Below are 22,241 nucleotides of genomic sequence, written 5' to 3'. Positions count from 1 at the left end.
TCCCGTAAACCTTCACCTTGAAGATCCCGTAAACGCTCACCTTGAACGTTTTCGGGAACCGCGTGCATTAAATGTCAGGTCAACGCCGAGTTTGGCGTGTTTGCGATAAAGCGCGTGACGGCCGCGAGACGTGATCCGCCCGTCCCCGACGAATGCTCGCATTCAGGACAAAGCAGCTCGTAGCGGTGATCGACCTGCGAAAGCTCCGGCTCACCTTCTACACATTTCGGACAACGCGTCGGCACGGCGATGTGCCCATCGATGGCGGTTCCGATCGACTCCAGTTCATCTGCGCTCAACCTCCCGGCACTTGCCAGCTCGCAGAGCAATTCCGCGATGTTCGGGTCGACGCCTTGCTGCGCGCGCAGTGCTGCCATCTGGCGCGTCAGCAGATCGAGTTCATCGGACTGTTCACGCATCTGCGCGTCGAGCCTGTCGCCGCGCGCTTTGGCCGCCGCGAGTTGCTGGATGAAATCGAATTCCTTGCGGCTCGCATCGCGCACGCCTGCCTGATATGTCGATGCCATCGCGCGCAACGAATCCAGTTCAACCAGCATCGGCTTGACACGGCGTTCAGCTTCGGCGACGGCATCCTTGATCTGTTGAGCGTAATGCTCGGCGTTCTGGCGCATCTCCGCGTGCAATCCGTCGAGACGATCGCGCAGACCGGCATTGGTGGATTGCTCTGTATCGATGCGTTTGTGCAAGGACTCGTTTTCGGCCTCCAGACGGCGGACGGATGCCTTCAGACCGTCCTGATGCGCCGAACCGCTCGTGTTCGATGCCGCCAGTTGAGCCTCGAGAACACGGACTCGCTCCCAGGCGGCGTCCGCGCGTGCTTCGCTGCGCTGTATGGCTTCCTCGGACACCTCCTTGCGGATTCGTCCTTCGTGCGAATCGCGCTCGGCGGTCGCTCGCAGTGTTTGGAGTTCCTGGCGCTCTTCATCGAGTGATGCCTTCGCGTGGGTTAGCGCGTCTTCGAATAACGCACCCAGCAACTCGCCAGCTTTTTCTTCGAGCGCTTTGGGGATCACGCCGGCCCCGACGCGCACGCGCGATGCCATACGAATACGCTCCCAGAAACTGTCGATGTCTTTTGGAATGTCGCTCGCGCTTCCTGTCTGCGTCAGATCGCGGACAGCCGCCATCGACGGTCGAATACCCAGATCGAAAAAAAGCCGCTTGCAGGCGTGAAGCGACAATTCCTGACGGCGAGCGCCACTTGCGCGCAGGGAATCGAGTTCTTGTCGGATGGCTTGGCGTTCTTCGTCCAGGTTCATGATCGTCTCAGCGCTACGTAAGTGCGATGAATCATAACAATTTACGTAGTATTCGATACGTTTTTCTGGTGATCGTGTCTGATTTTCGTCAATCGCTGTTAGTACGCTTGAATTTGACGATCAAACACCAGTCTCTGCGAGTGAACCGTGAAACAAATCGAAGAAATGTCGCTAAGTCTATGTTAACCAACGAATTTACACAACAGGCGGTTGTTTTGGCACTGTTTCACGCCGTTGCAAGGGCATTGGTCGCTGTTTGAGTTGGGTTGTCTTTCGAGGACTCGCGGGTCTCGTTGTTGAGAGTAATAAAAGTAAACACCTTTGAACCTTAGTTAAAACCGTTAACGCCTAGCAAAACCCTTACTGCATAAGGCGTTGCGGCCGGTCAGGTGAAACTTTACGGGAGAGTTGGTGAGCTTTGACAGGATACCGCAGTGATGGGGTTCGGGGAGACAGGTGAGCGAGCTCGGGAATCATCGTGAGTGGCTTCGGGAACACCCGGATAGCCGACGGGAATCTTAGGTGAAGGTTTTCGGGACTCTGCCGCTAACTGGTATCTGTTTACATTGAATATATCGGCCTTCACCCGATCGGACCCTGGTGAGGGGATTCAGGATCGTCAACTAGGGCTGTTTTTGCGTACTTTTCTGACCTCTGAGAAGGCTCGGTGAGCGCTCACAGGAGAAAACGGAAATCAAAGGTGAGATTTTTCGGGGCTTAGAGGGCGTTTTAAGGGGGTTTAAGCCCGCCCAAAACCCAAAGGTGAGATTTTACGGGAGATTGTCCGGGCTATTTACTCTCGTCGCTGCCAGAAAAGTCTCCGGCATAGCACCTGAAATGCGAAAGGTGAGCGGATTCGGGAGGTAGCCGATGTACGCATATCCCGCGCCAGAATGGTGGTCAAATCGCGTAAAGGTGAGACGTTTCGGGAGCCTAAAACATGCCTTTGGGGCTGAATGGTGAGGGAATTCGGGAGGAAAGACGGATGGTATTGTCGTCAGAGGCTGTATTGGCGCGGTGTAGCAACTGCGATCAGTCGATACTGCTTCGGATAAAGGTGAGAATTTTCAGGAGCATGACACGCCCAACTTTTGAGCACGGTTTTGAGCAGCGATCCGGGAATGGTGAGGATATTCGGGAGTGTAGAATTCTTGTTCCTGGAGGTTCGACCACGATTGGATTTGCTAAGTGCTTAAATTTGCAGGATTTTTCCCTCTTAGCTAACGGTTGGTGAGCTTTTTCGGGACGAGGTGCGCTCCCGACCAATTTTGAGATCAACATGCTGCTGGATCCAAAGGTGAGGATATTCAGGACATATTTTTCGCTGAAGATTTCGCACCTCGTAGGTAAACCTAGGCGGTTCTTTGGCTCGCGCGTTTTCGAAGGTGAGGATATTCAGGAGTAGATTGCGATACGTGTGTCGTGGCTCGATGTTGGCGCACGTTTTCGACGTCGATGTTCGCCTTCTGGATGCTGGCCCGACTGTCAGGGTGGCGTGTCGAGAGGCTTGAAACGCTAGGGCGGACGATCCAATCACGCCCGACAGCGCTGGGTGAGAGGGACACAGCCATGCATCGCCATCTCTAGTGGAGTGGCGGGCGTCTTCAGGGATGGCGGAGGTCTCCGCAATGGCGCCCGTGATCTTCTCGCTCGAAGTGAAAAAACCCATCGTCTAATTGCGACGTCATTGCGGTGAGGACTTTCGGGAGCGCGTTACCCGGTGATCTGCATCGGCGATTTAGCAAGGTTTACCGCAATTCCCCGGCCGCCAACGCCGCCAGAAGAAGTGGCCGTTGGCGAAAGGTGAGCGTTTTCAGGATTCGCTCCTGGTGAGTCGGTCACGCCGTGCCGATTTCACCCAAAGTAGGTGAGACAGTCGCTATAGACGTGCATCACCGCAGCCGGTATGCTTGCGCAAAATCTCTTCCTGACTCGACGCATGGCCACGAAGCGCGCGAAAAAAACCGATGTGGTGAGCCCAAGCTCCGCCGAATTGCGCAAAGCCGTCGAGGCGATCGCCATTCAGCCCAAGAGCGGCAAGATTACGCTGCTCACACGCAAGCTGTTCAACGTCTTGCTCGCGGTCGCGCAGCAAGCGGATGAGTCGGGCGATACCTATCGCGCCCTGTTGTCGGATATCGTGGCGAACTCCGCGTTCGACTCGAATGACACCGCCCTCGTCAAGGAGCACTTGCGTCGCATGGTCTCCGTGCAGGTCGAGTGGAGCCAGGGCACGTCGAGCCAGAAGCCCGGCCGCAAGTGGGGTATTTCCACGCTGATCGCCGACGCCGAAATTCTCGAAGATCCGGCGACGCGTCGCGTCTGGGTCGAATTCTCCTTTGCGCCAAAGATCAAAAAGAAACTGCTCGATCCCGTGCAGTACGCGCGTTTGAGCCTGCAGTTTCAGAGCCAGTTGCGCAGTAGCGCCGGGCTGGCGCTATACGAGATCTGCGTGCGTTACCTGACCAATCCGAGCCATCTGACGATGCGTGAGGCGTGGGAATGGTGGCGGCCTATTCTTTCCGGCACGCCCGACACGGAAGCGGGCGATGAAGCCAAGCGCGAGTACAAGTACTTCAAGCGTGACTACCTGCGTCCCGCGATCGCGGAAGTGAATGCCGTCACGAATATCTTCGTCGAACTGATCGAACATCGTGAAGGACGGCGTGTTGCCGAAATCCAGTTTCGCGTAACGGAGCGCAAGCAGCCGATGCTCGCTCTCGATGAACATCCCAATGTGTTCGACAGTACGCTCGTCGACCGCATGGTGAAGATTGGCATTCCGCTCAAGGAAGCGCAGACGTTGTACGCCGATAGCGAGGAAAACCGTATCCGCGCAGCACTGCAGATGACAGAACAACGGATGCGCAGCACGACGCTTCCACCCGTGCGCAGCGCCCCCGCGCTGTTCAAGGATGCCCTGAAGAAGGGTTATGCACCGCCCGTCGACGCACTGCCTTCTGCGGCAGCCGGCAAGGGCGCCGCGGGCGCACCTGCCGACGACCTCAAGGCACGGCTTCTCGGTGAATACACGGCGCATCGACGCAAGGAAGCGCAGGCGCTATACGAGGAGCAGGGTGAGGCTGAACGTGAGCTTGCGCGTCACTCGTTCGAAGAGGATGAACTGCCGGGGCTCGGCACGCATCTGCGCGATGACTGGCGCCGCCGCGGGCTGGAGTCGAAGTTGACGGAAACGGCGTTCTTCGACTGGCTCGCGCGCAAGACGTGGGGCGAGCCGACGGATGGCGATCTGCTGTCGTTCACACTAAGCCAGTCGCGAGCTGCCTGATTCTAATGCAGCGCGCCGTGTCAGGCGCGCTGTTTTTCTACTCTGGTTACACCGTTCTGCTTACGACTGCTCTGACAGCATCTGCTCGATCTGTCGAAGAATCTCGTCGCGCTTGTCACGCGACAATCCACGTAGCTTCAGTTCGATCCGGTCGTCGCCATACGACTTCAGATCACCAACGGATACACCACCCAGTTTGATGTCCAGCCGCTGCGCGTAGCGCTGCCGTCCCGCCGGCTTGGCACTTTCCTGTGCACTCGCTCTTCCCTTCACGATATCCGCAACCTGACGCGTGCTCAGATCGTCGGAGAGAATCTTATTGATCAGTCGCAGTGTCGAATCGGTGCCCCGTGCCGAGTGATACCGGCCAACCTGATAAGCCATATTCGAACCGAAACGGTCCGGTCTCGCGACCATTTCCTGCATCACCGTCTCAGGCAGCTTGGCAATCGAGAGCGCGACGGCGATCGTCGATTCATCCAGGCCAAGATGCTCGGCGAGTTCCTTTTGACTCTGAAAGTGCTTCTCCTCCAGGAAGCGGCGCCACACGACGGCGTTATCGAACACCGTTTGCGAGTCGCGCTGGACGTTGAGGTCATAGCCGAGTTTGTAGCTCTGAATGCCGATGGGGAGATCGATGACGATCGCCTTGACCGTTTCCTTGTTCGCTTCCTTCAACGCACGAACCCGCCTGCCGCCATCGCTGACGAAGTAGCTGCCGGGGTTGTCGTAATCGGGAATGACGTGAATAGCTTGCTGCTGGCCTTGCTTCGCGAGGTTGACCGCGAGTTCGGCAATCGACGACTTCACGTAGAAGTAACGTGGATTGAACGGGCTTGGCTTGATCGCTTTGAGGGGGAGCTCGACGATCTGTCCGGGCCGATAGCTGTGCTCCGCGCGCCAGGCGCGATATTCAACCGATTCGTTCGCAGATTCGGCCGGATCCGCTTCGCTCGGCGCAACGGGCGGGACAACGGGACTCTTGAACGCGGCGATGTTCGTGTTCTTCGGTGCGTTCTGCACCAGTCCATCGATCGCGTTGAGGCGATCGAGCGCCGTGCGCTTTTCGCTACTGGTCGTATCGGGGCGAGCCTGGAAGCCTTTTGCGAACTGGGACGGTTTCATTCAAGTACCTTTATGCGCATAAATTCAGGGAAGCAGCGCGGCGATCTCATCGGCGCATGCGCGAACTTCGAGGGCGGCGAGCTTCGCGCCTCGATCACTCATCTGCAAGACGGTTTGACCTAAAGCCATCGCCTGCTTGTAGGCCTCGCGCGTCGGAATCTGGGTGCGCAAAAGCGGAAAACCGAGTTCTTCCAATGCGCGCTTCAACTCACGCGTCAGCATTCGCTTCTCTTCCGTCTTGTTGAGGAGAAAGACCGCGCGAAGGTCTTCGTTCATGACCTGCGCTTGCTGGACGAGCTTCACAAGGCCGACGCTCGACCAGTAATCCGCAGGCGATGACGATGTAGGAATGACGGCGACGGTTGCGGCTAGCAGGACGACACCCGAAACCTTCTCTGTGATCGACGGCGGGCAGTCGACGACGATCAGGTCATAGTCCGCGACGAACTTCTTGATCTCGCGATGGATCTGCGCGCCTGCTTCGGACAGGTTGACGACGGGAAATGGGATGCCGGAGTCGCTATCCGACGCCGCACTTGCCCAATGGATGAGGGAATTTTGACCGTCGGCGTCGACGACGAGGACGCGCTTGCCTCTCTCATGGAAGGCTGCGCCGAGGTGCATCGCAATTGTGCTTTTACCGACCCCGCCCTTCTGCTGTGTAACTGCGATGATTTCTGCTGCCAATGTTCACCTCCTCTTTTTGGACGCCGCTGAATTTTACCTTGCTGATTTTCTAATTCAAACATTTTTGGTTACGCGCAACAGTTATAGGCCGTTTGGTATGGCTTTATGCGCATAAAGCCGCGACGTAACTTCCCGGCTGGGTGGTGTCAGAGTTGTGCGATGGGCAATTCGGCTGCAAACGAGATGGCGAGCGCGGATACATCATGCGATGCGAAGGATGTCTCGGTTGATGCCTTAAGCGCTGATCGACCTTGAATAGGCTGACGTCAACAGGTGACGATGGAATCCCGAAGTCATGGGTTTATGCGCATAAAGCCCGGCGAGTGGCGCTCGTTCAACACGGAGATGGATGTTGCGGGAGACGCAACCGCTCGCTCGAAGGGGGCGAACGTTATGCGCATAAACTCAGCCGAGTCCTCAGGCATGTGTCAACTGGCAACGCACGCGATCCGCCTCAAGACCCGGGCGCAGGGACACCCTGCGAATCAAACAACCGCAAACGGACCACGCGACGGATGCGCACAGTGAGCACGCTGTTGCGCGCGACTTCATGGTGAACAGAGTCATGACCGAAGGTTTCCCCGCGCGCGTTCAACCGCTGCACATCGGCAACGACCAAACGCAGCGTGCTTTGGCCGAACTCCATCGCGGGCGAATGCTACGTCTCCACGGAACCAGCCATCGCACCATATCAACCACCCATTCAACACGAACGCACCGGCTACAATCCTCAGCCACGACCCTCACTTACCCTACCGCGCATGATCACCATCTACCATAACCCGCGTTGCTCAAAATCCCGTGGCGCTTGCGAACTCGTCAACGACGTGTACAACCCGTCCAATGAATCTGTCGAGGTGATCGAGTACCTTCGTACGCCGTTATCAGTGGAGCAGTTGAAGGAACTCAACCGGATGCTGGGCGTCCCCGTGCGCGAGATGTTGCGAGACTCGGAATCGGTCTACGAGGAATTGGGGCTGGCTGACGTGTCGTTGAGTGACGCTCAGTTATACGAAGCGATCGCCGCGAATCCGATTTTGCTTCAGCGCCCGATAGTTGTGCGCGATGGGCGCGCCGTCATCGGCAGGCCGCCGGAGAACGTCAAGGCGCTGTTCCCAGACGCGGAAGAATGACGCAACCCGATACGACGCGCGACGACATCAGTTCGCGTCGGCAAGTATCAAGCACGCCCCTACAAAGTAGCGACGACGCCTTCACGCTTTAGCGCCAAGCACCGCTTCCTTCGTAGCGATCTTCGTCGGAATGATGCGGAGCTCGGAAAATGCGTCGGCAATTCTTTGCTGCTCGGCGAGCACGCCGGCGTCGACCGGTTTATAGACGTGAGCGTAATGCCGCAAGCTAGCGTCGATCACGCTGGCGTCAAGACCTTGGATCGGTGCCAACTGTACGGCTGCTTCTGCGTAATGCTCACGCACCCACGCACCTTCCTTACCGACTTCAGCCACAACGGCATCGATCAGTTCAGTGTTTTGTTGAGCAAACGGCCGCGCGCTCAGGAAAAACTGGTGATGACTGACGATGCCTGTTCCATCGGTCAAAAGCCTTGCGTTCGATTGACGCTTCGCCGCTTCGAGAAACGGGTCCCAGACGGCCCATGCGTCGATCGCGCCGCGCTCAAATGCGGCCCGCGCATCGGCGGGAGGCAGGAAAACGGGCTGAATATCGGTGTACTTCACACCTGCCTTCTGCAGAGCGGCGACCAGAAACCAGTGCACGTCGGATCCCTTGTTCAACGCGACGCGCTTTCCCTTTAGATCGGCCACCGATTGAATCGGTGCATCGTGATGCACAAGAATGCCTTCGGCTTGCGGCGTTGGGATCTCGTACGCGGTATAGACGAAGTTGGCGCCAGCGGCCTGCGCAATGACAGGGGGCGCCTCCCCGACGTAGCCGAAATCGATCGAACCGACGTTGAGTCCTTCCAGCAACTGTGGACCCGCAGGAAACTCCGTCCATTTCACGCTGACGCCTTGCGGCGCGAAGCGTTTTTCGAGCGTTCCGTGCGCCTTCAGCAATACCAGTGTGCTTGCGGCCTTCTGGTAACCGATGCGAATTTCCTTTGCCCGATTGTCTGCGAAAGCGGGTAAAGCTGTTGAAGCTAGCAGCGCGCCGACGCCAGTCAGAAACGTGCGGCGACTGAATGTGAAGTGACGAGACATAGACGAATTCGATATGGCGAAGACGGTCGCGACAGGGACCGATTGCGCTCAACGATAAGCCGCCGGGAAATCTGCACGAACCGATAAATTCGTATAAGCAAATTACGGCGTCAGTCGTCGTCGATCGCGTTTGATTGCCTGGCAGGAATTGACGCCGCTTTGACGTGTTCGCCACCATCCGGCTCAATACACTCGATCGGTGTTTTCAGCAAAATTGCGCAGCGAACGTCCAATTCATCGAAAAGAGAGACTGAAAATGCTCGAACTAAGGCCGTCGTGTGAAGGTTGCGGCAAGACACTGCCGCCAGACGCGAACGACGCAATGATCTGCAGTTTCGAATGTACGTTTTGCGAGGTGTGCGCGCTGACCGCCTTGCGCAACGTCTGTCCCAACTGCGGAGGAAATTTCCAGCATCGGCCGATCCGACCCGCCGCGATGCGGCAGAAGCATCCCGCGTCTTCGGAACGTCATGCTGTCGGCATCGACGAAGCGTCGCATGCGGCTTTCTTCGCGCGATATCGGGATATTGCAGCGTCCGAACGCTGATCCTCTCAACCGCTCGCGCAAGACCAGCCGACAACAACTCAGGCAAGTTTTGCGCGGCAAATCGCAATAGCGTTTGTCCACAGCAGCAAGACTGAACCTGTAACAGCAGGCAAGATTGCGAGCCATTTGTTGCGTATGGCGACAGCCCGATGACGGGCTTGATTGATAAGGCAAAGATTCCACCTATCCACAGGGTTATCCAGAAAATCTGTGGATAACTTTTTTGTACTCGAAGTTATCCACTGCCCGTCACGGAGTCGACATATTTGAGGCGCGCAAGCGACACATCCGTGCGCCGCGCGGACGCTATGATTGACAGGTCGCACCCCTTTCGCGCTTTCCGCGCCAACCAAGGAAGGAAGACATGGCCTATCAAATTGCAGTGGTCGTCGGCAGTCTGCGCCGCGACTCGACCAATCGCCAGCTTGCGAAAGCGCTGATCTCACTGGCACCTTCAGACTTTTCGTTTGAGTTTCTCGACATCGGCTCGCTCCCGCTTTACAGCCAGGACTACGACGACGATTTCCCTGAGGTTGCGCGCAATTTCAAGCAGCGCATTCAGGCCGCGAACGGGCTGCTGTTCGTCACGCCCGAATACAACCGCTCGATGCCCGGTGTCCTGAAAAATGCGCTCGATTGGGGTTCGCGCCCGTGGGGACACAGCGTATGGGGTGGCAAACCGGGCGCGGTGATCGGTACGTCGCCGGGTGCGACGGGCACCGCGCTCGCGCAACAACATCTGCGCAACGTGCTGGCCTATCTGGACGTGGCGACGCTCGCTCAGCCGGAAATGTTTATCAAGCACACGGCTGGCCAGATCGACGAGAACGGCAACATCGCAAACGACGACACGCGCAAGTTCTTGCAAAAGTTCGTCGATCGATATGTCGATTGGGTGAAGCGTCAAGTCGATTAAACATCACCGATGCTCAGGCGAAGCGGCGCTCAATGGCGCCGCTTCGGCTGCAACGCGAATCAACGCGAACGCGGCAACACGTCAATGATGATGCGTATGTCCTGTCACGCGATCCCAACCATGCCGTACGGCTGATTTGAACCGTTCCCAACTACCCTCGGTCGTATCGCGCTCCCAATCTTCTCGCACTTCCGGTTCGACCTCGTCCCACGATCTGTCCTGATAGCGGATTTCGCGCGCCATGGTCGCGCCGTAGTGATACGCGGGCACGTATTCGTCATAACGCACGCCTTCGTGTGCGTACTCCGAGTCGTAGTGCGTGCGGAAATCCTCTTCATATTCGAGGAATTCATCGGGCACCTGTTGGGGCATCGCGCGCGCGGGCGCAGCCGTGTCGGGTGTCATCACCGCGCCTGAGCCTGCGATGCCTGCCGATGCAATCGCCGCCGCTGCGGGTGCCGCGTCGGTCTGCTGCGTAGCGGGACGGCTGGAACCCGTCGGCACACCGTAGTCGGGATACTGCGAAGCCGATTGATGCGGCGGCTCGCCGGGAAGGCCAGTCAATGTTTGCGACTGCGACTGCTGCTGCGGCGACGGAGGCACGTCGGGCCGCATGACGGCACCTGCGCCCGGCGCGCTTGCGGCCGCCAGCGCCTGGACGGACGTGTCATCGACAGGCGGCACGCCGTGCAATGCGTCGAGGCGTGCACGACGACGCGCCTCTTCTTCGTCAGGTATCGCGTCGCCGTGAGGCTGCGCGACAGTACGCGTCGCTGCACCGATGCCGAGTTCGTCGAATACCGAGTTCTCCCGGGTGCCTGCATCGGGCGCCCGCTCGCTCACTTCGATTGCGCCGAGTCTGGCCAGCGAACTGCGCGCCAGTTCCGCGTGCGACTCGCTCTCGGCATTCACGGCGACCAGCACCGCGCCTCGTCGTACGGCTTCCGTGTAGCGCTCGGCTTCGGACGCTGTCGGACCCGAGGTCGCGAACAGGCTCGCCAGAAACCGCTCGATATTGGCGATCACACCTGGCGACTGCGCGGCGACTGCGTCGACGGGCGTTTCGGGATTCGCCTGCAAGTCGATATCGGCGGAAGCGAAGCCGGTTTGCACGAGCATGTTGCGCGCGCTCTCGGCTTGCGCGTAGGTGTCGAAAAGACCAATCACGGTATGTCGCATGGCTGTCTCCGTCGGCTTTCTGGGACGGATGCGGCGGCGCACCGCTGCATCCGCGGTGTAAAGAAAGCCGCAACGTTCATGCCGGATGACGGACGTGCCGCAATGGCCCGAAAAGCGCCAGACGCCGCGTCGTGTCGGATAAAAGCGCGTCCTTCATGACGCGCTTTTACAAACGGCTGGTAATCCCCGACAAACGGCGTTCAGCCCGCGGGGTGAGTCGGTGTGTGCGCATGCGCGAGGTCGCGCTGCAGCGTTTGCAGGAATTTGTCGAGCAGCGCGATATCGAAGGGCTTCGACAGCACGCGCGCATCGACATGGCGTGCCCGCTCCAGTTCCTCCGCATAGCCAGTGACGAGAATCACGGGCAATTTCGTCTCGAATGCCTGCACGCGTTCCGCAAGGTCGATGCCGTTCAGTTTGCCCGGCATGTGGATGTCGGAGATCACGAGATCGAACGGTAACGGCTCGCCCGTTTCCTTTTGCCGCGCATGCGCCGCGTCGAAGCGTTCCATTGCTGCGTCGGCGTTGAATACGCAGGTGACGTCATGACCCATCATTTGCAGCAGCGCTTCCGTGCCGGCCGCGACCTCGTCGTTGTCCTCGACCAGCAGGATGCGCAGACCATGCGGCGCGCCCGTTTCTTCTGCCACCGGCTCGACGGGACGCTCGACTTCCGGCGCCTGCGTCGCACGCGGCAGATAGAGCCGCACCGACGTGCCCGCGCCAATCGCGCTATCGATTGCGGCCAGCCCGCCCGAGCGCTCGCAGAAGGCAAACACCTGTGGCAGGCCGAGACCCGTGCCCATGCCCTTCGGCTTGGTCGTGAAGAGCGGCTCGAATGCGCGCGCCAACACGTCGGGCGGCATCCCGACACCCGTATCTTCGAGCGACAACTGCACGAAATCGCCCGTGATCGGAAAGCCGTCTTCGCGGCGGAAGCTCACATTGTTCGCGCGCACCGTGTAGCGGCCGCCGTTCGGCATCGCGTCGCGCGCATTGACGGCGACGTTGATCAGCGCCAGCTCGAGCTCGGCGACGTCGACCTGCATCGGCCACACGCCCGTGCCGACATCCATCACCAGCGCGACTTTCGCGCCCAGCGACGCGCGCAGCAGATCGCGGCAACCCGGCAGCCAGCGCTCGACATCGAGCGTTTCATTACGCAACGGCTGCTTGCGCGCGACGCCGAGCAATTGCCGCGTGAGCGACTGGCCGCTCTTGAGCGCGCGCTCCACTGCGGACAGCTCGCGGTCGTATGCCGCTGCGCCGCGCCGTCGCACGATCTGCACGTTAGCCGAGACGATCATCAGCAGATTGTTGAAGTCGTGCGCGACGCTGCCGACCAGATTGCCGAGCGCTTCCATCTTGCGCGACTGACGGTACGCAGATTCGATCGAGCGCCGCATCGACGCTTCGGCCTGCCAGCGCTCCCACGCTTCCTCTTCGGCGCCGAGGCGCTTGAGCGACAGCCAGATCACGCACCACAACACAATGGACGGCACGAAAGTCGACAGGATCAGCACACTCAGATGCCGATACCACGCTGCCCAGATCGCCGACGTGCGGTAACCGACCGCAACGTACACGGGATACGAACCCACCCGGCGAAACGCGACGATCAGGTTTTCGCCGTCGAGCGCTCCGCGCACGCGCACGACACCCGCGCGCCGGCCTTCGGCGAGTGCATCGGTGAAGGCGTTCTTGCGCACGGGTTGTTGCGTTTTCGACTGCAGCCCGACGGGATAGCGCGCGAGCACCGCCGCATCCGAGCGCGTCAGCGCCATCGTCATCGGCGAATCGGCGCCGCCCAGCAACTCGCGATAGAACGCCGCGAAATAGCTCGGCCGCAATGCCACCGATACCACGCCCGCAAAACCACCATCTACGCCGCGCCGCGCGACGCCCGTGTTGAACACGATCTCGCCCGCGACATGCCCCACCATCACCTTCGATACATGCGCGAGCAACTGGCCGTCGCGAATGCCGACGAAATCCTCGCGTTGTTCGATCGATACGGGCGGTGCCGGATAAAAGCGGCTGCTGGCGAGCAGCGTGCCGTCGTGCCCGAAAATCGACACGGCCGCGACCTGCGGATAGCCGCCGCCCATGGTCTGCAGCTTTTCGTGGATCGGGGCTTCGCGCTGGCGGATTCCGTCGTCGTCGAGTCCCTGCACGAGATCGACGACGCGCGCGTCGAGCGCCTCGTTCATGTCGAACACTTTCAACGCGTGTTCTTCGGCGACACGCACGGTCCGCAGCGTGACATCCGTCGCGTCGCTTTCGCGCATGCGCAGATCGCTGAAGGCCATCGCCGCGACGAACACGCATGGCACCACCACGGCCGCGACCAGCAGCGCGATCAGCGTCAGGCGACGCACGGCAAAATTCTGCTCGGGAACGGCGGGAAATAACGCTTCGTCCGGCCGCTTGTCGGCGGTGCGTTCGTCGGGCGTATTGGCGTCGGCGGAATCGGGCCGGTCAGCTGTCATGGCGCAAGCCGCACGCGCGGCCGGTGAAAAACATGGGTCTTCTCATCATAGGTTTCAGTGGACCACCCGCTCGCGCGCAATGCAACCAAGCGGACGCCGTTGCCGTCCTGTGGCGGCAAGGGCAGTTTAGTCATACGAAAGCGCGAATCAGCGACGAATCCAGAAGCGCAAACGTACACAAAAGTATAAAGGTGATCTTTTATCTGACGAATGCTTACGTTTTGACTCGAAAGTGACTCAAACGAGTTAAATTCGTTCGACGAATGCATTCTGGCGAGTTGCCTTTTCGCCGTTTTACTTCGAAAATTGCGCCAAGATAAAAAATGAGCCCGCCATGATCGGGCGAATTCCGCGCGAGGGGCCGGGCATTGCATGCCGTGCAAGACCGGATAGACCCTCGCGGAGACCAGCGGGGCACCACGGAGCCATGAACGCCGTCTTGCCACCGCAGCACTATCTACGGGGTAGGCTTCGAACATGCCGGTCATTGCCTTTGTCCATTGCGCGCGCGCTGCAGCGGCCGCGCACCACACGCGAAGCGCCCGCCGTCGTCTGGCGCATCTGACGCCGCGCTGCGCGAGTTCAGCATCGCTGGTTCCGGGTTTCCGTCCTGTCGCCGCCGAGGTGGCTGCTGTGCGCAATGTCGCCGGCGGTCACTCAAGTTCGTCCGAGCGCCGCCGTTAACACGTAAGAGCCCACTCCGTTTCCAGTTCGCCACCATGTCTTTGCCCATTGTGATCGCCGATGATTCGCTGCTTGCCCGCAAGGTGCTCACCAAGGCATTGCCGCAAGACTGGAGCGTCGACATTACCTACGCGTCCAATGGACGCGAAGCGCTCGAGCATTATCGCAACGGGCGTGCGTCGGTGATGTTTCTCGACCTGACGATGCCCGACATGACGGGCTATCAGGTTCTGGAGGCCCTGCAGCACGAGGACCTGAATACCTTCGTGATCGTCGTGTCCGCCGATGTCCAGCCGATGGCAAGGGAACGCGTGCGCGCGCTTGGCGCAATCGCTTTCATTCCCAAGCCCGTGACTACCGAGGCGGTGCTTCCCATCCTCAAGGAGTACGGGTTGTATGTCTGAGCCAGTCCTCAACGAAGATCAGCGCGACGCGCTGCAGGAGGTCGCCAATCTGGCGATGGGCCAGGCCGCGACGCGCCTCGCCCTTCTGCTGGATGCGTTCATCGAACTGTCCGTGCCGCGCGTGCGCGTGGTGGCCGTGCGCGAGGCGGCGCCGGCGCTGCGCGAAATGACAGGCATCAATGAGCCGGTGAGTGCGGTGCGACAGGGTTTCCGCTCGGATATCAAGGGCGAAGCGCTGGTGATCTGCCGCAGCGGCAGCATCGAGCAGTTGTGCTCGCTGGTGAGCGACCCGTATGCGAAGTCCGCTTACGAAGCGACGACGCAGGAAGAGCTGGTGTTCGATGTCGCGAATATCCTGACGGGCGCGTGCGTGTCGTGCATCCTCGATCAGCTGGGGCGCACGCCGGTGTTCTCGGCGCCGGGCCTGCTCGGGTCGGCGATGTCGCTCGACGATGTGTTCCAGCCGAACGTGCTCGCATGGGAAGTCGCGTTGCTGGTTGAAGTGAATTTCGCGCTGGAAGATCAGAGCTTCCGCGCCCATCTCGTGATGCTGATGGCGGAAGACTCGATCCGTCACCTGAGCAACGCGCTGGACGCGCTGCTTTCCAGCATATGAATGCCCCGCTTCCTTCGCTGAGCGACCTGGTTGTCGAACGGGTCGGTTTTGGCATTTTCGTGCTCGACCGTCAGATGAACGTGCTGATGTGGAATCGCTTCATGCACGATCACAGCGGAATGCCGGCGGAACAGGTGGTTGGCAAGTCGATTTTCGCGAGCTTCCCCGAACTGCCGCGCGTGTGGCTCACGCGCAAGCTCGAAAGCGTGTTCCAGCTCGGCAGCTTCGCGTTCAGTTCGTGGGAGCAGCGCCCGTATCTGTTCAAGTTCGATCACGACCGGCCGATCACAGGCGGCGTCGATTTCATGCAGCAGGACTGCACGTTCATGCCGATCATGCGCGACCGCGAGGTCGAGGCTGTCTGCGTGACGGTGTCGGATGTGACGCATGTCAGCATCATGCAGCGCGAACGCGAAGAGGCCGTGGCCAAGCTGCAGGAATACGCGGACCGCGACGGACTGACGGGCATTGCGAACCGCCGCTACTTCGAAGCGCGTCTGCGCGACGAATACACGCGCTGGCAGCGCTACGGCGGCGAACTGTCCATTCTGCTGTTCGATCTGGACCACTTCAAGAAGATCAACGACCAGTTTGGTCACGTGGTCGGCGATACCGTGCTGCGCGAAATGGCGCAGCGCGTGTCGCATGTGGTGCGCGCGCAGGATACGTTCGGGCGCTTCGGCGGCGAGGAATTCGCGCTGCTGCTGCCGTGTACGCCGCTGGAAGATGCGATGCTGGTGGCGGAGAAGATTCGCAATACGATCGGCGGAAGCGCTGTCGACGTGCAAGGCGTCGATGTGCCCGTGACGGCGAGTGTGGGTGGCGCGGCCGCGCGCACTGGCGTGCCGGCTTACGAAGCGCTGATCAACGAGGCGGACGCGGCGCTGTACAGCGCGAAAAGACAAGGACGCAACCGCTCGGTCGCGTTTATCTGAAGATCTGTTTGCCGGCAAGCGGGCGTGCGCCCGCTGCGGCGAATCACCTTACCTGCGCGTCACCCACGATCCGACCACCCGCCACTGTCCATCCTGGCGGGCGAAATCGTCTGCGAAGGCGAACAAGACTTGCTGGCCATCGGGTGCCATGAACTGACTTTCACCGATCGCGATCGCGCGGTCGCCATCCACGTGGATTTCCAGCTCGCGCAGAATCTGCCGGGAGCCGGCCGGTGCGGGCGGCGCGCTGAGCACATCCAGTTTCGAGCGCGTGGCACCCGACGGCGTGACGCCGCGATATGAATCGTCGAGCAGCGCATTGAGCGTGTCCCGATCCTGATGCATGCTCGCCTGGATCCACGTGTTTTCCATCCGGCGGATCATCGCTTCATCTTCCTGCGAGGCAAAACCCGACGTCGAGAAACCGAAAGCGGCGAGAAGCGGAGCAGCGCAGAGCAGAGGCAGTTTCATGATTTTTCCCTAAAACAGATTCAACGTAATAATCCCGTTCACCGATTTTCTGCGACGCGAGACTATTCAAATAAACTACGATTGATTAACTGAATGAATGTGGGTCGTGATTCTTGCAAGTGATTCGTCACGCCCGTATCGCCTTGTCACGCTTGGCGATCGAGGATTTCTTCGTCTAACTGCGTTTCATCATGGTTTAAAAGATAGTCTTATCTAATATTGATGTATTTCAGACAACTCTTAAATTTGAGATAAGCCGATGACCCGCGACGAAAATCGACGAATAAATAGAGATGTGATTTTTTGCTGATTTTCGCCTGCGTGCGATAGCGATGCGCTGTCGTGACAGTCCGTGGCTCCCGCATGGTTCGTTGCCGCGTCCGTCCGCCCCGGCCTTCCCGCCGTTCCTGCGTCGCCTATCAAAGGTTGGTATACTTTTGCCCGTTTTCCGGTCTTTCAGCCGGTGTTTCGCGCGTGTCCGCGCGCGCGGGCGGCTTGCCCTGCGGGTAGGCATGACTTCTTGATCGCCCCTTCGGGGTGTCTCAGCGGAGATCGTCTTGGCCGTTTCCAATCTCGTCGTGGACGACACACAAACTGACGCAGCTGCGGCAAGCTCAGGCAGCTCGTTTTATCTCGCGATGCGCATCCTGCCGCCTGCGCAGCGCGATGCGATGTATCAGGTGTACGCGTTCTGCCGCGCCGTCGACGACATCGCCGACAGCGACCTGCCGCGCGCCGAGCGTGCCGCGGGTCTCGAGCGCTGGCGTGCGGACATCGACGCCTGCTACGCCGGCTCGCCGCGCGCGTCGCTGCTCGAGCTGACGCGGCACATCCACACGTTTCATCTGCAACGTGAGGATTTCCACGCGATGATCGACGGCATGGCCATGGACGCCGCCGCCGACATCTGCGCGCCCGATGAAGCCACGCTCGACCTGTACTGCGACCGCGTCGCAAGTGCGGCTGGGCGGCTATCGGTGAGAATTTTCGGGATGCAGGATCAGCCCGGTATCGAGTTGTCGCACCATCTGGGCCGTGCGTTGCAACTGACGAACATCCTGCGCGACATCGACGAGGACGCGGACATCAACCGCTGCTATCTGCCGTACGAATTGCTGGCGCGCGAAGGCATTGCGGCGACGAATCCGCACACGATCGCCGACGATCCATCGCTGCCGCGCGTCTGCGCGACGATTGCGGAGCGCGCGAAGCAGCACTTCGCCGCCGCCGACGCGATCATGGACGCGCAGCCGCGTGCACATGTGAAGGCGCCGCGCATCATGTCGGGCGTGTATCGCATCCTGCTGGACCGCACGCTGGAACGCGGCTTCGACATTCCGCGCACGAAAGTCAGCAAGCCGAAGCTGCGCATGCTGGCAATCGTGGCGCGCTACGCTTTCTTTTGATGCGAAAGCTGGTGCACGTGATCGGCGCAGGCCTTGCCGGTCTGGCCGCCGCCGTGCAACTGCAACGGCGCGGTGCGCAGGTCGTGCTGTACGAGGCGGCCGAACAGGCGGGCGGCCGTTGCCGCACGTATTACGACCGGACGCTCGGCGCGACCGTCGATAGCGGCAATCATCTGGTGCTGTCCGGCCAGCAGGCCACGTTGAACTACGTGCGCGCGATCGGTTCCGCCGACGAACTCGTCGGACCGACGAAACCCGAATACCCGTTCGTCGATCTCGCGACGAACCGGCGCTGGACCGTCAGGATGTCGGCGGGACGGTTTCCGGCGTGGATTTTCGAAGCCGCCGCGCGCGTGCCCGACACGCAATGGACCGATTACCTGTCCGTCGTGCCGCTGCTGCTGGCGAAGCCCGGCCGCACGGTCGCACAGACAATGCGCAGCAACGGTCCGCTGTGGGACCGCATGCTGCGTCCGCTGCTGCTGGCCATGACCAACATCGAGCCGCGTCACGCGACGGCCGAGCTGGCGGCCGCGGCGCTGCGCGACACGCTGGCCGCGGGCGGGCCGTCGAGCCGGCCGCTCGTTGCGCGCAACGGGCTGGGATCGGCCTTCGTCGAACCGGCGCTGCGGCTTTTGCAGCATGGCGGCGCGGCGATCCGGCTCGACGCGCGGATCGACGAGCTCGAATTCGTCGCTGATGGCGCGCAAAGCCGTATCGCCGCCTTGCGGCTGAATGGCGATGAGCGCATCGAGATCGGCGCGAACGAAGCTGTCGTGCTGGCTGTGACGCCCGACGTTGCGCAGGCGCTGGTGCCCGGCCTGCCAACGCCTCAGCGCTTTTCAGCGACTGTGACGGCGCATTTTGCCGTCGAGCCGCCGCTCGGACATCCGCCGCTGATGGGCCTCGTCAACGCGAGCGCCAACTGGATGACGGCATCCGATGGACGCCTGTCGGTGACGGTCTATGACGCCGGAAAACTCACCGACATGCCGCGCGATGAACTCGTGCGCAAGCTGTGGGCCGACGTCGTGCAGGTGACGGGCTTGTCGGCCGATCTGCCGCTGAAGTGGCAACTGAGTGTCGAACCGCGCGCGACCTTTGCCGCGCAACCCGACGAAGAGATGCGCCGTCCTGCCACGCGCACTCGCTGGAACAACCTGATGCTTGCGGGCGACTGGACGGCAACCGGTCTGCCGCCGGGCATCGAAGGCGCGATTCGCTCTGGCCAGAAGGCCGCGGATACGCTATTGAACGAACCGATGGAACGCCGATGAACGATTTATCCCTGACCCAGACGCTGGGCGACGCACTGCCTCAAACGCTGATCGACGACCACGCTCCCGTGGCCGCCGCACTGGCAACGGGCGCTGCACCCGTCGACGCGCTCGAGGCCGCTGTCACGCGCGCGACGGACGCCATCCTCGCCGCGCAAAACGACGACGGCCACTGGGTCTACGAACTCGAAGCCGACGCGACCATTCCCGCCGAATACGTGCTGCTCGTCCATTACCTCGGCGAAACGCCGAATGTCGAGCTCGAACAGAAGATCGCGCGCTATCTGCGCCGTATCCAGCTGGCCGACGGCGGCTGGCCGCTCTTCACCGACGGCGCGATGGACGTCAGCGCGAGCGTGAAGGCGTACTTCGCGCTGAAGATGATCGGCGACTCTCCGGACGCCGAGCACATGGTGCGCGCACGCGAGTGCATTCTGGCCAACGGCGGCGCGGAAGCGGCAAACGTGTTCACGCGTATCCTGCTCGCGCTGTTTGGCGTCGTCACGTGGTACGCAGTGCCGATGATGCCGGTCGAAATCATGCTGCTGCCCAAGTGGTTCCCGTTCCACCTGTCGAAGGTGTCGTACTGGGCGCGCACGGTCATCGTGCCGCTGCTGGTGCTGAACGCGAAGCGGCCGGTGGCGCGCAATCCGCGCGGCGTGCGCATCGACGAGCTGTTCCGCGGTGCGCCCGTCACGACGGGGCCGCGGCCGCGCGCAGGCCATCAGAGCAAGAGCTGGTTCGCGTTCTTCCGTGCCGTGGACAGCGTGCTGCGCGTGACGGACGGCCTGTTCCCGAAGGCCTCGCGCGAACGCGCGATCAAGGCCGCCGTTGCGTTCGTCGATGAACGTCTGAACGGCGAAGACGGCCTCGGCGCAATTTTCCCGGCGATGGCGAATTCCGTGATGATGTACGACGTGCTCGGCTATCCCGCCGATCACCCGAATCGCGCGATCGCCCGTCAATCGATTGAAAAGCTGCTCGTCATCCACGAAGACGAAGCGTATTGCCAGCCTTGCCTGTCGCCGGTATGGGACACGTCGCTGGCGGCACACGCGCTGCTCGAAACGGGCGACGCGCGCGCCGAGCAGGCGGCCGAGCGCGGTCTCGCGTGGCTGCGTCCGCTGCAGATTCTCGACGTGCGCGGCGACTGGATTTCGCGCCGTCCCGATGTGCGTCCGGGCGGCTGGGCGTTCCAGTACAACAACGCGCACTACCCCGACGTCGACGATACGGCCGTGGTCGTGGCAGCGATGCACCGTTCGGCAGGGCTGACGAAATCGGATGTCGACGCGAACGCGATTTCGCGCGGCCGCGAATGGGTGGTCGGCATGCAGAGCAGCGACGGCGGCTGGGGCGCGTTCGAGCCGGAAAACACTCAGTACTACCTGAACAACATCCCGTTCTCCGATCACGGCGCCTTGCTCGATCCGCCGACGGCCGACGTGTCCGGCCGCTGCCTGTCGATGCTCGCGCAACTCGGCGAATTCCCCGCCAACAGCGAACCGGCGCGCCGCGCTTACGACTATCTGCTGAACGAGCAGGAAGACGACGGCAGCTGGTACGGCCGCTGGGGCATGAACTTCATCTACGGCACGTGGACGGCGCTGTGCGCGCTGAACGCGGCGGGCATCTCGCATGACGACGCCCGCATCAAGCGCGCCGCCCAATGGCTCGTGTCGATCCAGAACGCCGACGGCGGCTGGGGCGAAGACGGCACCAGCTACAAGCTCGACTATCGCGGCTACGAAAAGGCGCCAAGCATCCCGTCGCAAACGGCGTGGGCGCTGCTCGGCCTGATGGCCGTCGGCTATGTCGATCATCCTGCTGTCGCGCGCGGCATCGAATACCTGCAGAACGAACAGCGCGACCACGGCCTGTGGGACGAAACGCGCTTTTCGGCGACGGGCTTCCCGCGCGTGTTCTATCTGCGCTACCACGGCTACCGCAAGTTCTTCCCGTTGTGGGCGCTCGCGCGCTACCGCAACCTGAAGCGCTCGGGCGAGAAGCGCGTCGCCTTCGGCCTGTGATGGCGGCGCGGCCGGACCTCATGAACGGCAACCTGCCCGTCATCGCGGTGACGGGCATGGCGTTCGAAGCGCGCATCGCGCGTGGCAAGGGCGTCGAAGCCGTGTACGCGGCCCGCGCCGATCTGCTCGAGCGAGCGCTCAACGAGGCGATTGCGCGCGGTTGTGCGGGCATTATCAGCTTCGGCACGGCGGGCGGACTGGCGCCCGATCTCGCGCCCGGCACGCTGATCATCGCCAGCAACGTGCATAGCCCGCTGGGCGTCGTCGAAACCGACCTGCGTTGGGCGGGCCGGATCGCCACCGCGCTCGGCGCGACGCCGCTCGCGTCGAAACTCAAGCGCGGGCCGATGGCGGGCGTCGCCGCGCCGCTCGTCGGTGCCGCCGACAAGGCCGCGCTGCATGCATCGACAGGTGCGCTCGCCGTCGATATGGAATCTCACCTTGCGGGCGCCATCGCCGAGGCGAACGGCTTGCCGTTCGTGATCTGCCGCGCGATCGTCGACCCCGCGTGGCGCACGCTGCCATCGGCCGCAACGGCAGGGCTGCGCGACGATGGCACGACGGCCATCGGTCCCATCCTGCGCGAGCTGGCGCGCCAGCCGTCGCAGCTAGGCGGCCTGCTGCAGGTCGCCGCCGATGCCCGCGCCGCCCGAGCCACGCTCATCGCCGCGCGCGCCGCGCTGGAGCGAGCAGGCGCTTTGCGCGCCATCTGAAGCGTCCCGATTT

19 protein-coding genes are annotated in these 22,241 nt (G+C 61.2%); 11 read left to right on the top strand and 8 right to left on the bottom strand.

Going from position 1 to position 22,241, the window contains the following annotated elements:
- Nucleotides 1-74 precede the first annotated feature (74 nt).
- Nucleotides 75-1,280 carry a DNA-binding protein gene (locus DK391_RS02840; protein ID WP_109476478.1) on the bottom strand — a complete coding sequence of 402 codons (1,206 nt, stop codon included), beginning with the start codon at nt 1,278-1,280 and terminating at the stop codon, nt 75-77.
- Between the two features lie 1,939 nt (nt 1,281-3,219).
- On the opposite strand from DK391_RS02840, the gene DK391_RS02835 reads away from it, so the two are divergent.
- Nucleotides 3,220-4,569, top strand: a complete 1,350-nt coding sequence (locus DK391_RS02835) for a replication initiation protein (RefSeq protein ID WP_109476477.1) — start codon at nt 3,220-3,222, stop codon at nt 4,567-4,569.
- Nucleotides 4,570-4,629: 60 nt separating this feature from the next.
- Here the strand turns inward: DK391_RS02835 and DK391_RS02830 are convergent, their stop codons facing one another.
- Entirely contained in the window at nt 4,630-5,694 is a 1,065-nt protein-coding gene (locus DK391_RS02830; RefSeq protein ID WP_109476476.1) for a ParB/RepB/Spo0J family partition protein, read from the bottom strand.
- 24 nt (nt 5,695-5,718) lie between these two features.
- The gene (gene parA, locus DK391_RS02825; protein WP_109476475.1) at nt 5,719-6,381 is read right to left on the bottom strand and encodes a ParA family partition ATPase; all 663 of its coding nucleotides are present in this window, start codon (nt 6,379-6,381) and stop codon (nt 5,719-5,721) included.
- 761 nt (nt 6,382-7,142) lie between these two features.
- On the opposite strand from parA, the gene arsC reads away from it, so the two are divergent.
- Nucleotides 7,143-7,514, top strand: coding sequence for an arsenate reductase (glutaredoxin) (gene arsC, locus DK391_RS02815; RefSeq protein ID WP_109476473.1), 372 nt, complete (start codon nt 7,143-7,145; stop codon nt 7,512-7,514).
- 81 nt (nt 7,515-7,595) lie between these two features.
- On the opposite strand, the gene DK391_RS02810 is transcribed toward arsC, so the two are convergent.
- Nucleotides 7,596-8,561, bottom strand: coding sequence for a sulfonate ABC transporter substrate-binding protein (locus DK391_RS02810; protein WP_109476472.1), 966 nt, complete (start codon nt 8,559-8,561; stop codon nt 7,596-7,598).
- Between the two features lie 256 nt (nt 8,562-8,817).
- Here DK391_RS02810 and DK391_RS02805 point away from each other — a divergent pair, with 256 nt between their 5' ends.
- Nucleotides 8,818-9,108: a DUF1272 domain-containing protein gene (locus tag DK391_RS02805; RefSeq protein ID WP_109476471.1), complete on the top strand. Its 291-nt coding sequence runs from the start codon at nt 8,818-8,820 to the stop codon at nt 9,106-9,108.
- A gap of 364 nt (nt 9,109-9,472) precedes the next feature.
- Nucleotides 9,473-10,024 (top strand): NADPH-dependent FMN reductase, encoded by a 552-nt coding sequence (locus tag DK391_RS02800; RefSeq protein WP_109476470.1) that lies wholly within the window; start codon nt 9,473-9,475, stop codon nt 10,022-10,024.
- Between the two features lie 81 nt (nt 10,025-10,105).
- Here the strand turns inward: DK391_RS02800 and DK391_RS02795 are convergent, their stop codons facing one another.
- The 3 genes from DK391_RS02795 to DK391_RS44080 all read right to left on the bottom strand — a co-directional run bounded on the left by DK391_RS02795 (nt 10,106) and on the right by DK391_RS44080 (nt 14,180).
- Nucleotides 10,106-11,203: a hypothetical protein gene (locus tag DK391_RS02795; RefSeq protein ID WP_109476469.1), complete on the bottom strand. Its 1,098-nt coding sequence runs from the start codon at nt 11,201-11,203 to the stop codon at nt 10,106-10,108.
- A 200-nt stretch (nt 11,204-11,403) separates the two neighbouring features.
- Complete coding sequence (locus DK391_RS02790; protein ID WP_109476468.1) at nt 11,404-13,692, bottom strand: hybrid sensor histidine kinase/response regulator; 2,289 nt, start codon at nt 13,690-13,692, stop codon at nt 11,404-11,406.
- Entirely contained in the window at nt 13,689-14,180 is a 492-nt protein-coding gene (locus tag DK391_RS44080; protein WP_162600655.1) for a hypothetical protein, read from the bottom strand. Before DK391_RS44080 ends, DK391_RS02790 begins: the two co-directional genes overlap by 4 nt.
- A gap of 231 nt (nt 14,181-14,411) precedes the next feature.
- Here DK391_RS44080 and DK391_RS02785 point away from each other — a divergent pair, with 231 nt between their 5' ends.
- Genes DK391_RS02785 through DK391_RS02775 form a run of 3 tightly spaced genes read left to right on the top strand, consistent with a single transcriptional unit; the run spans nt 14,412 to nt 16,331 of the window.
- Nucleotides 14,412-14,780: a response regulator gene (locus DK391_RS02785; RefSeq protein ID WP_109476467.1), complete on the top strand. Its 369-nt coding sequence runs from the start codon at nt 14,412-14,414 to the stop codon at nt 14,778-14,780.
- Entirely contained in the window at nt 14,773-15,396 is a 624-nt protein-coding gene (locus tag DK391_RS02780) for a chemotaxis protein CheC (RefSeq protein WP_109476466.1), read from the top strand. Before DK391_RS02785 ends, DK391_RS02780 begins: the two co-directional genes overlap by 8 nt.
- Nucleotides 15,393-16,331: a diguanylate cyclase gene (locus DK391_RS02775; RefSeq protein WP_109476465.1), complete on the top strand. Its 939-nt coding sequence runs from the start codon at nt 15,393-15,395 to the stop codon at nt 16,329-16,331. The genes DK391_RS02780 and DK391_RS02775 overlap by 4 nt, the downstream gene beginning before the upstream one ends.
- A gap of 48 nt (nt 16,332-16,379) precedes the next feature.
- Here DK391_RS02775 and DK391_RS02770 read toward each other — a convergent pair whose 3' ends face one another.
- Nucleotides 16,380-16,802, bottom strand: a complete 423-nt coding sequence (locus DK391_RS02770; RefSeq protein ID WP_109476464.1) for a nuclear transport factor 2 family protein — start codon at nt 16,800-16,802, stop codon at nt 16,380-16,382.
- Between the two features lie 557 nt (nt 16,803-17,359).
- Here DK391_RS02770 and hpnD point away from each other — a divergent pair.
- Genes hpnD through DK391_RS02750 form a run of 4 tightly spaced genes read left to right on the top strand, consistent with a single transcriptional unit; the run spans nt 17,360 to nt 22,228 of the window.
- Nucleotides 17,360-18,208, top strand: a complete 849-nt coding sequence (gene hpnD / locus DK391_RS02765) for a presqualene diphosphate synthase HpnD (RefSeq protein WP_109476463.1) — start codon at nt 17,360-17,362, stop codon at nt 18,206-18,208.
- Nucleotides 18,208-19,485, top strand: a complete 1,278-nt coding sequence (gene hpnE, locus DK391_RS02760; protein WP_109476462.1) for a hydroxysqualene dehydroxylase HpnE — start codon at nt 18,208-18,210, stop codon at nt 19,483-19,485. The genes hpnD and hpnE overlap by 1 nt, the downstream gene beginning before the upstream one ends.
- The gene (gene shc / locus DK391_RS02755; RefSeq protein ID WP_109476461.1) at nt 19,482-21,515 is read left to right on the top strand and encodes a squalene--hopene cyclase; all 2,034 of its coding nucleotides are present in this window, start codon (nt 19,482-19,484) and stop codon (nt 21,513-21,515) included. The genes hpnE and shc overlap by 4 nt, the downstream gene beginning before the upstream one ends.
- Entirely contained in the window at nt 21,515-22,228 is a 714-nt protein-coding gene (locus DK391_RS02750; RefSeq protein ID WP_109476460.1) for a phosphorylase, read from the top strand. Before shc ends, DK391_RS02750 begins: the two co-directional genes overlap by 1 nt.
- Nucleotides 22,229-22,241 lie beyond the last annotated feature (13 nt).

The sequence above is a fragment of the Paraburkholderia sp. C35 genome, from assembly GCF_003121405.1.
GTDB lineage: Bacteria > Pseudomonadota > Gammaproteobacteria > Burkholderiales > Burkholderiaceae > Paraburkholderia.
This window is presented reverse-complemented; position numbering and strand designations above follow the sequence as displayed.

What these genes read in the sequence shown, in the direction of transcription:
- DK391_RS02840 (WP_109476478.1), bottom strand. Translation starts at nt 1,280, where the DNA reads ATGAACCTGGACGAAGAACGCCAAGCCATCCGACAAGAACTCGATTCC.
- DK391_RS02835 (WP_109476477.1), top strand. Translation starts at nt 3,220, where the DNA reads ATGGCCACGAAGCGCGCGAAAAAAACCGATGTGGTGAGCCCAAGCTCC.
- DK391_RS02830 (WP_109476476.1), bottom strand. Translation starts at nt 5,694, where the DNA reads ATGAAACCGTCCCAGTTCGCAAAAGGCTTCCAGGCTCGCCCCGATACG.
- arsC (WP_109476473.1), top strand. Translation starts at nt 7,143, where the DNA reads ATGATCACCATCTACCATAACCCGCGTTGCTCAAAATCCCGTGGCGCT.
- DK391_RS02810 (WP_109476472.1), bottom strand. Translation starts at nt 8,561, where the DNA reads ATGTCTCGTCACTTCACATTCAGTCGCCGCACGTTTCTGACTGGCGTC.
- DK391_RS02805 (WP_109476471.1), top strand. Translation starts at nt 8,818, where the DNA reads ATGCTCGAACTAAGGCCGTCGTGTGAAGGTTGCGGCAAGACACTGCCG.
- DK391_RS02800 (WP_109476470.1), top strand. Translation starts at nt 9,473, where the DNA reads ATGGCCTATCAAATTGCAGTGGTCGTCGGCAGTCTGCGCCGCGACTCG.
- DK391_RS02795 (WP_109476469.1), bottom strand. Translation starts at nt 11,203, where the DNA reads ATGCGACATACCGTGATTGGTCTTTTCGACACCTACGCGCAAGCCGAG.
- DK391_RS02790 (WP_109476468.1), bottom strand. Translation starts at nt 13,692, where the DNA reads ATGACAGCTGACCGGCCCGATTCCGCCGACGCCAATACGCCCGACGAA.
- DK391_RS44080 (WP_162600655.1), bottom strand. Translation starts at nt 14,180, where the DNA reads ATGACCGGCATGTTCGAAGCCTACCCCGTAGATAGTGCTGCGGTGGCA.
- DK391_RS02785 (WP_109476467.1), top strand. Translation starts at nt 14,412, where the DNA reads ATGTCTTTGCCCATTGTGATCGCCGATGATTCGCTGCTTGCCCGCAAG.
- DK391_RS02780 (WP_109476466.1), top strand. Translation starts at nt 14,773, where the DNA reads ATGTCTGAGCCAGTCCTCAACGAAGATCAGCGCGACGCGCTGCAGGAG.
- DK391_RS02775 (WP_109476465.1), top strand. Translation starts at nt 15,393, where the DNA reads ATGAATGCCCCGCTTCCTTCGCTGAGCGACCTGGTTGTCGAACGGGTC.
- DK391_RS02770 (WP_109476464.1), bottom strand. Translation starts at nt 16,802, where the DNA reads ATGAAACTGCCTCTGCTCTGCGCTGCTCCGCTTCTCGCCGCTTTCGGT.
- hpnE (WP_109476462.1), top strand. Translation starts at nt 18,208, where the DNA reads ATGCGAAAGCTGGTGCACGTGATCGGCGCAGGCCTTGCCGGTCTGGCC.
- shc (WP_109476461.1), top strand. Translation starts at nt 19,482, where the DNA reads ATGAACGATTTATCCCTGACCCAGACGCTGGGCGACGCACTGCCTCAA.
- DK391_RS02750 (WP_109476460.1), top strand. Translation starts at nt 21,515, where the DNA reads ATGGCGGCGCGGCCGGACCTCATGAACGGCAACCTGCCCGTCATCGCG.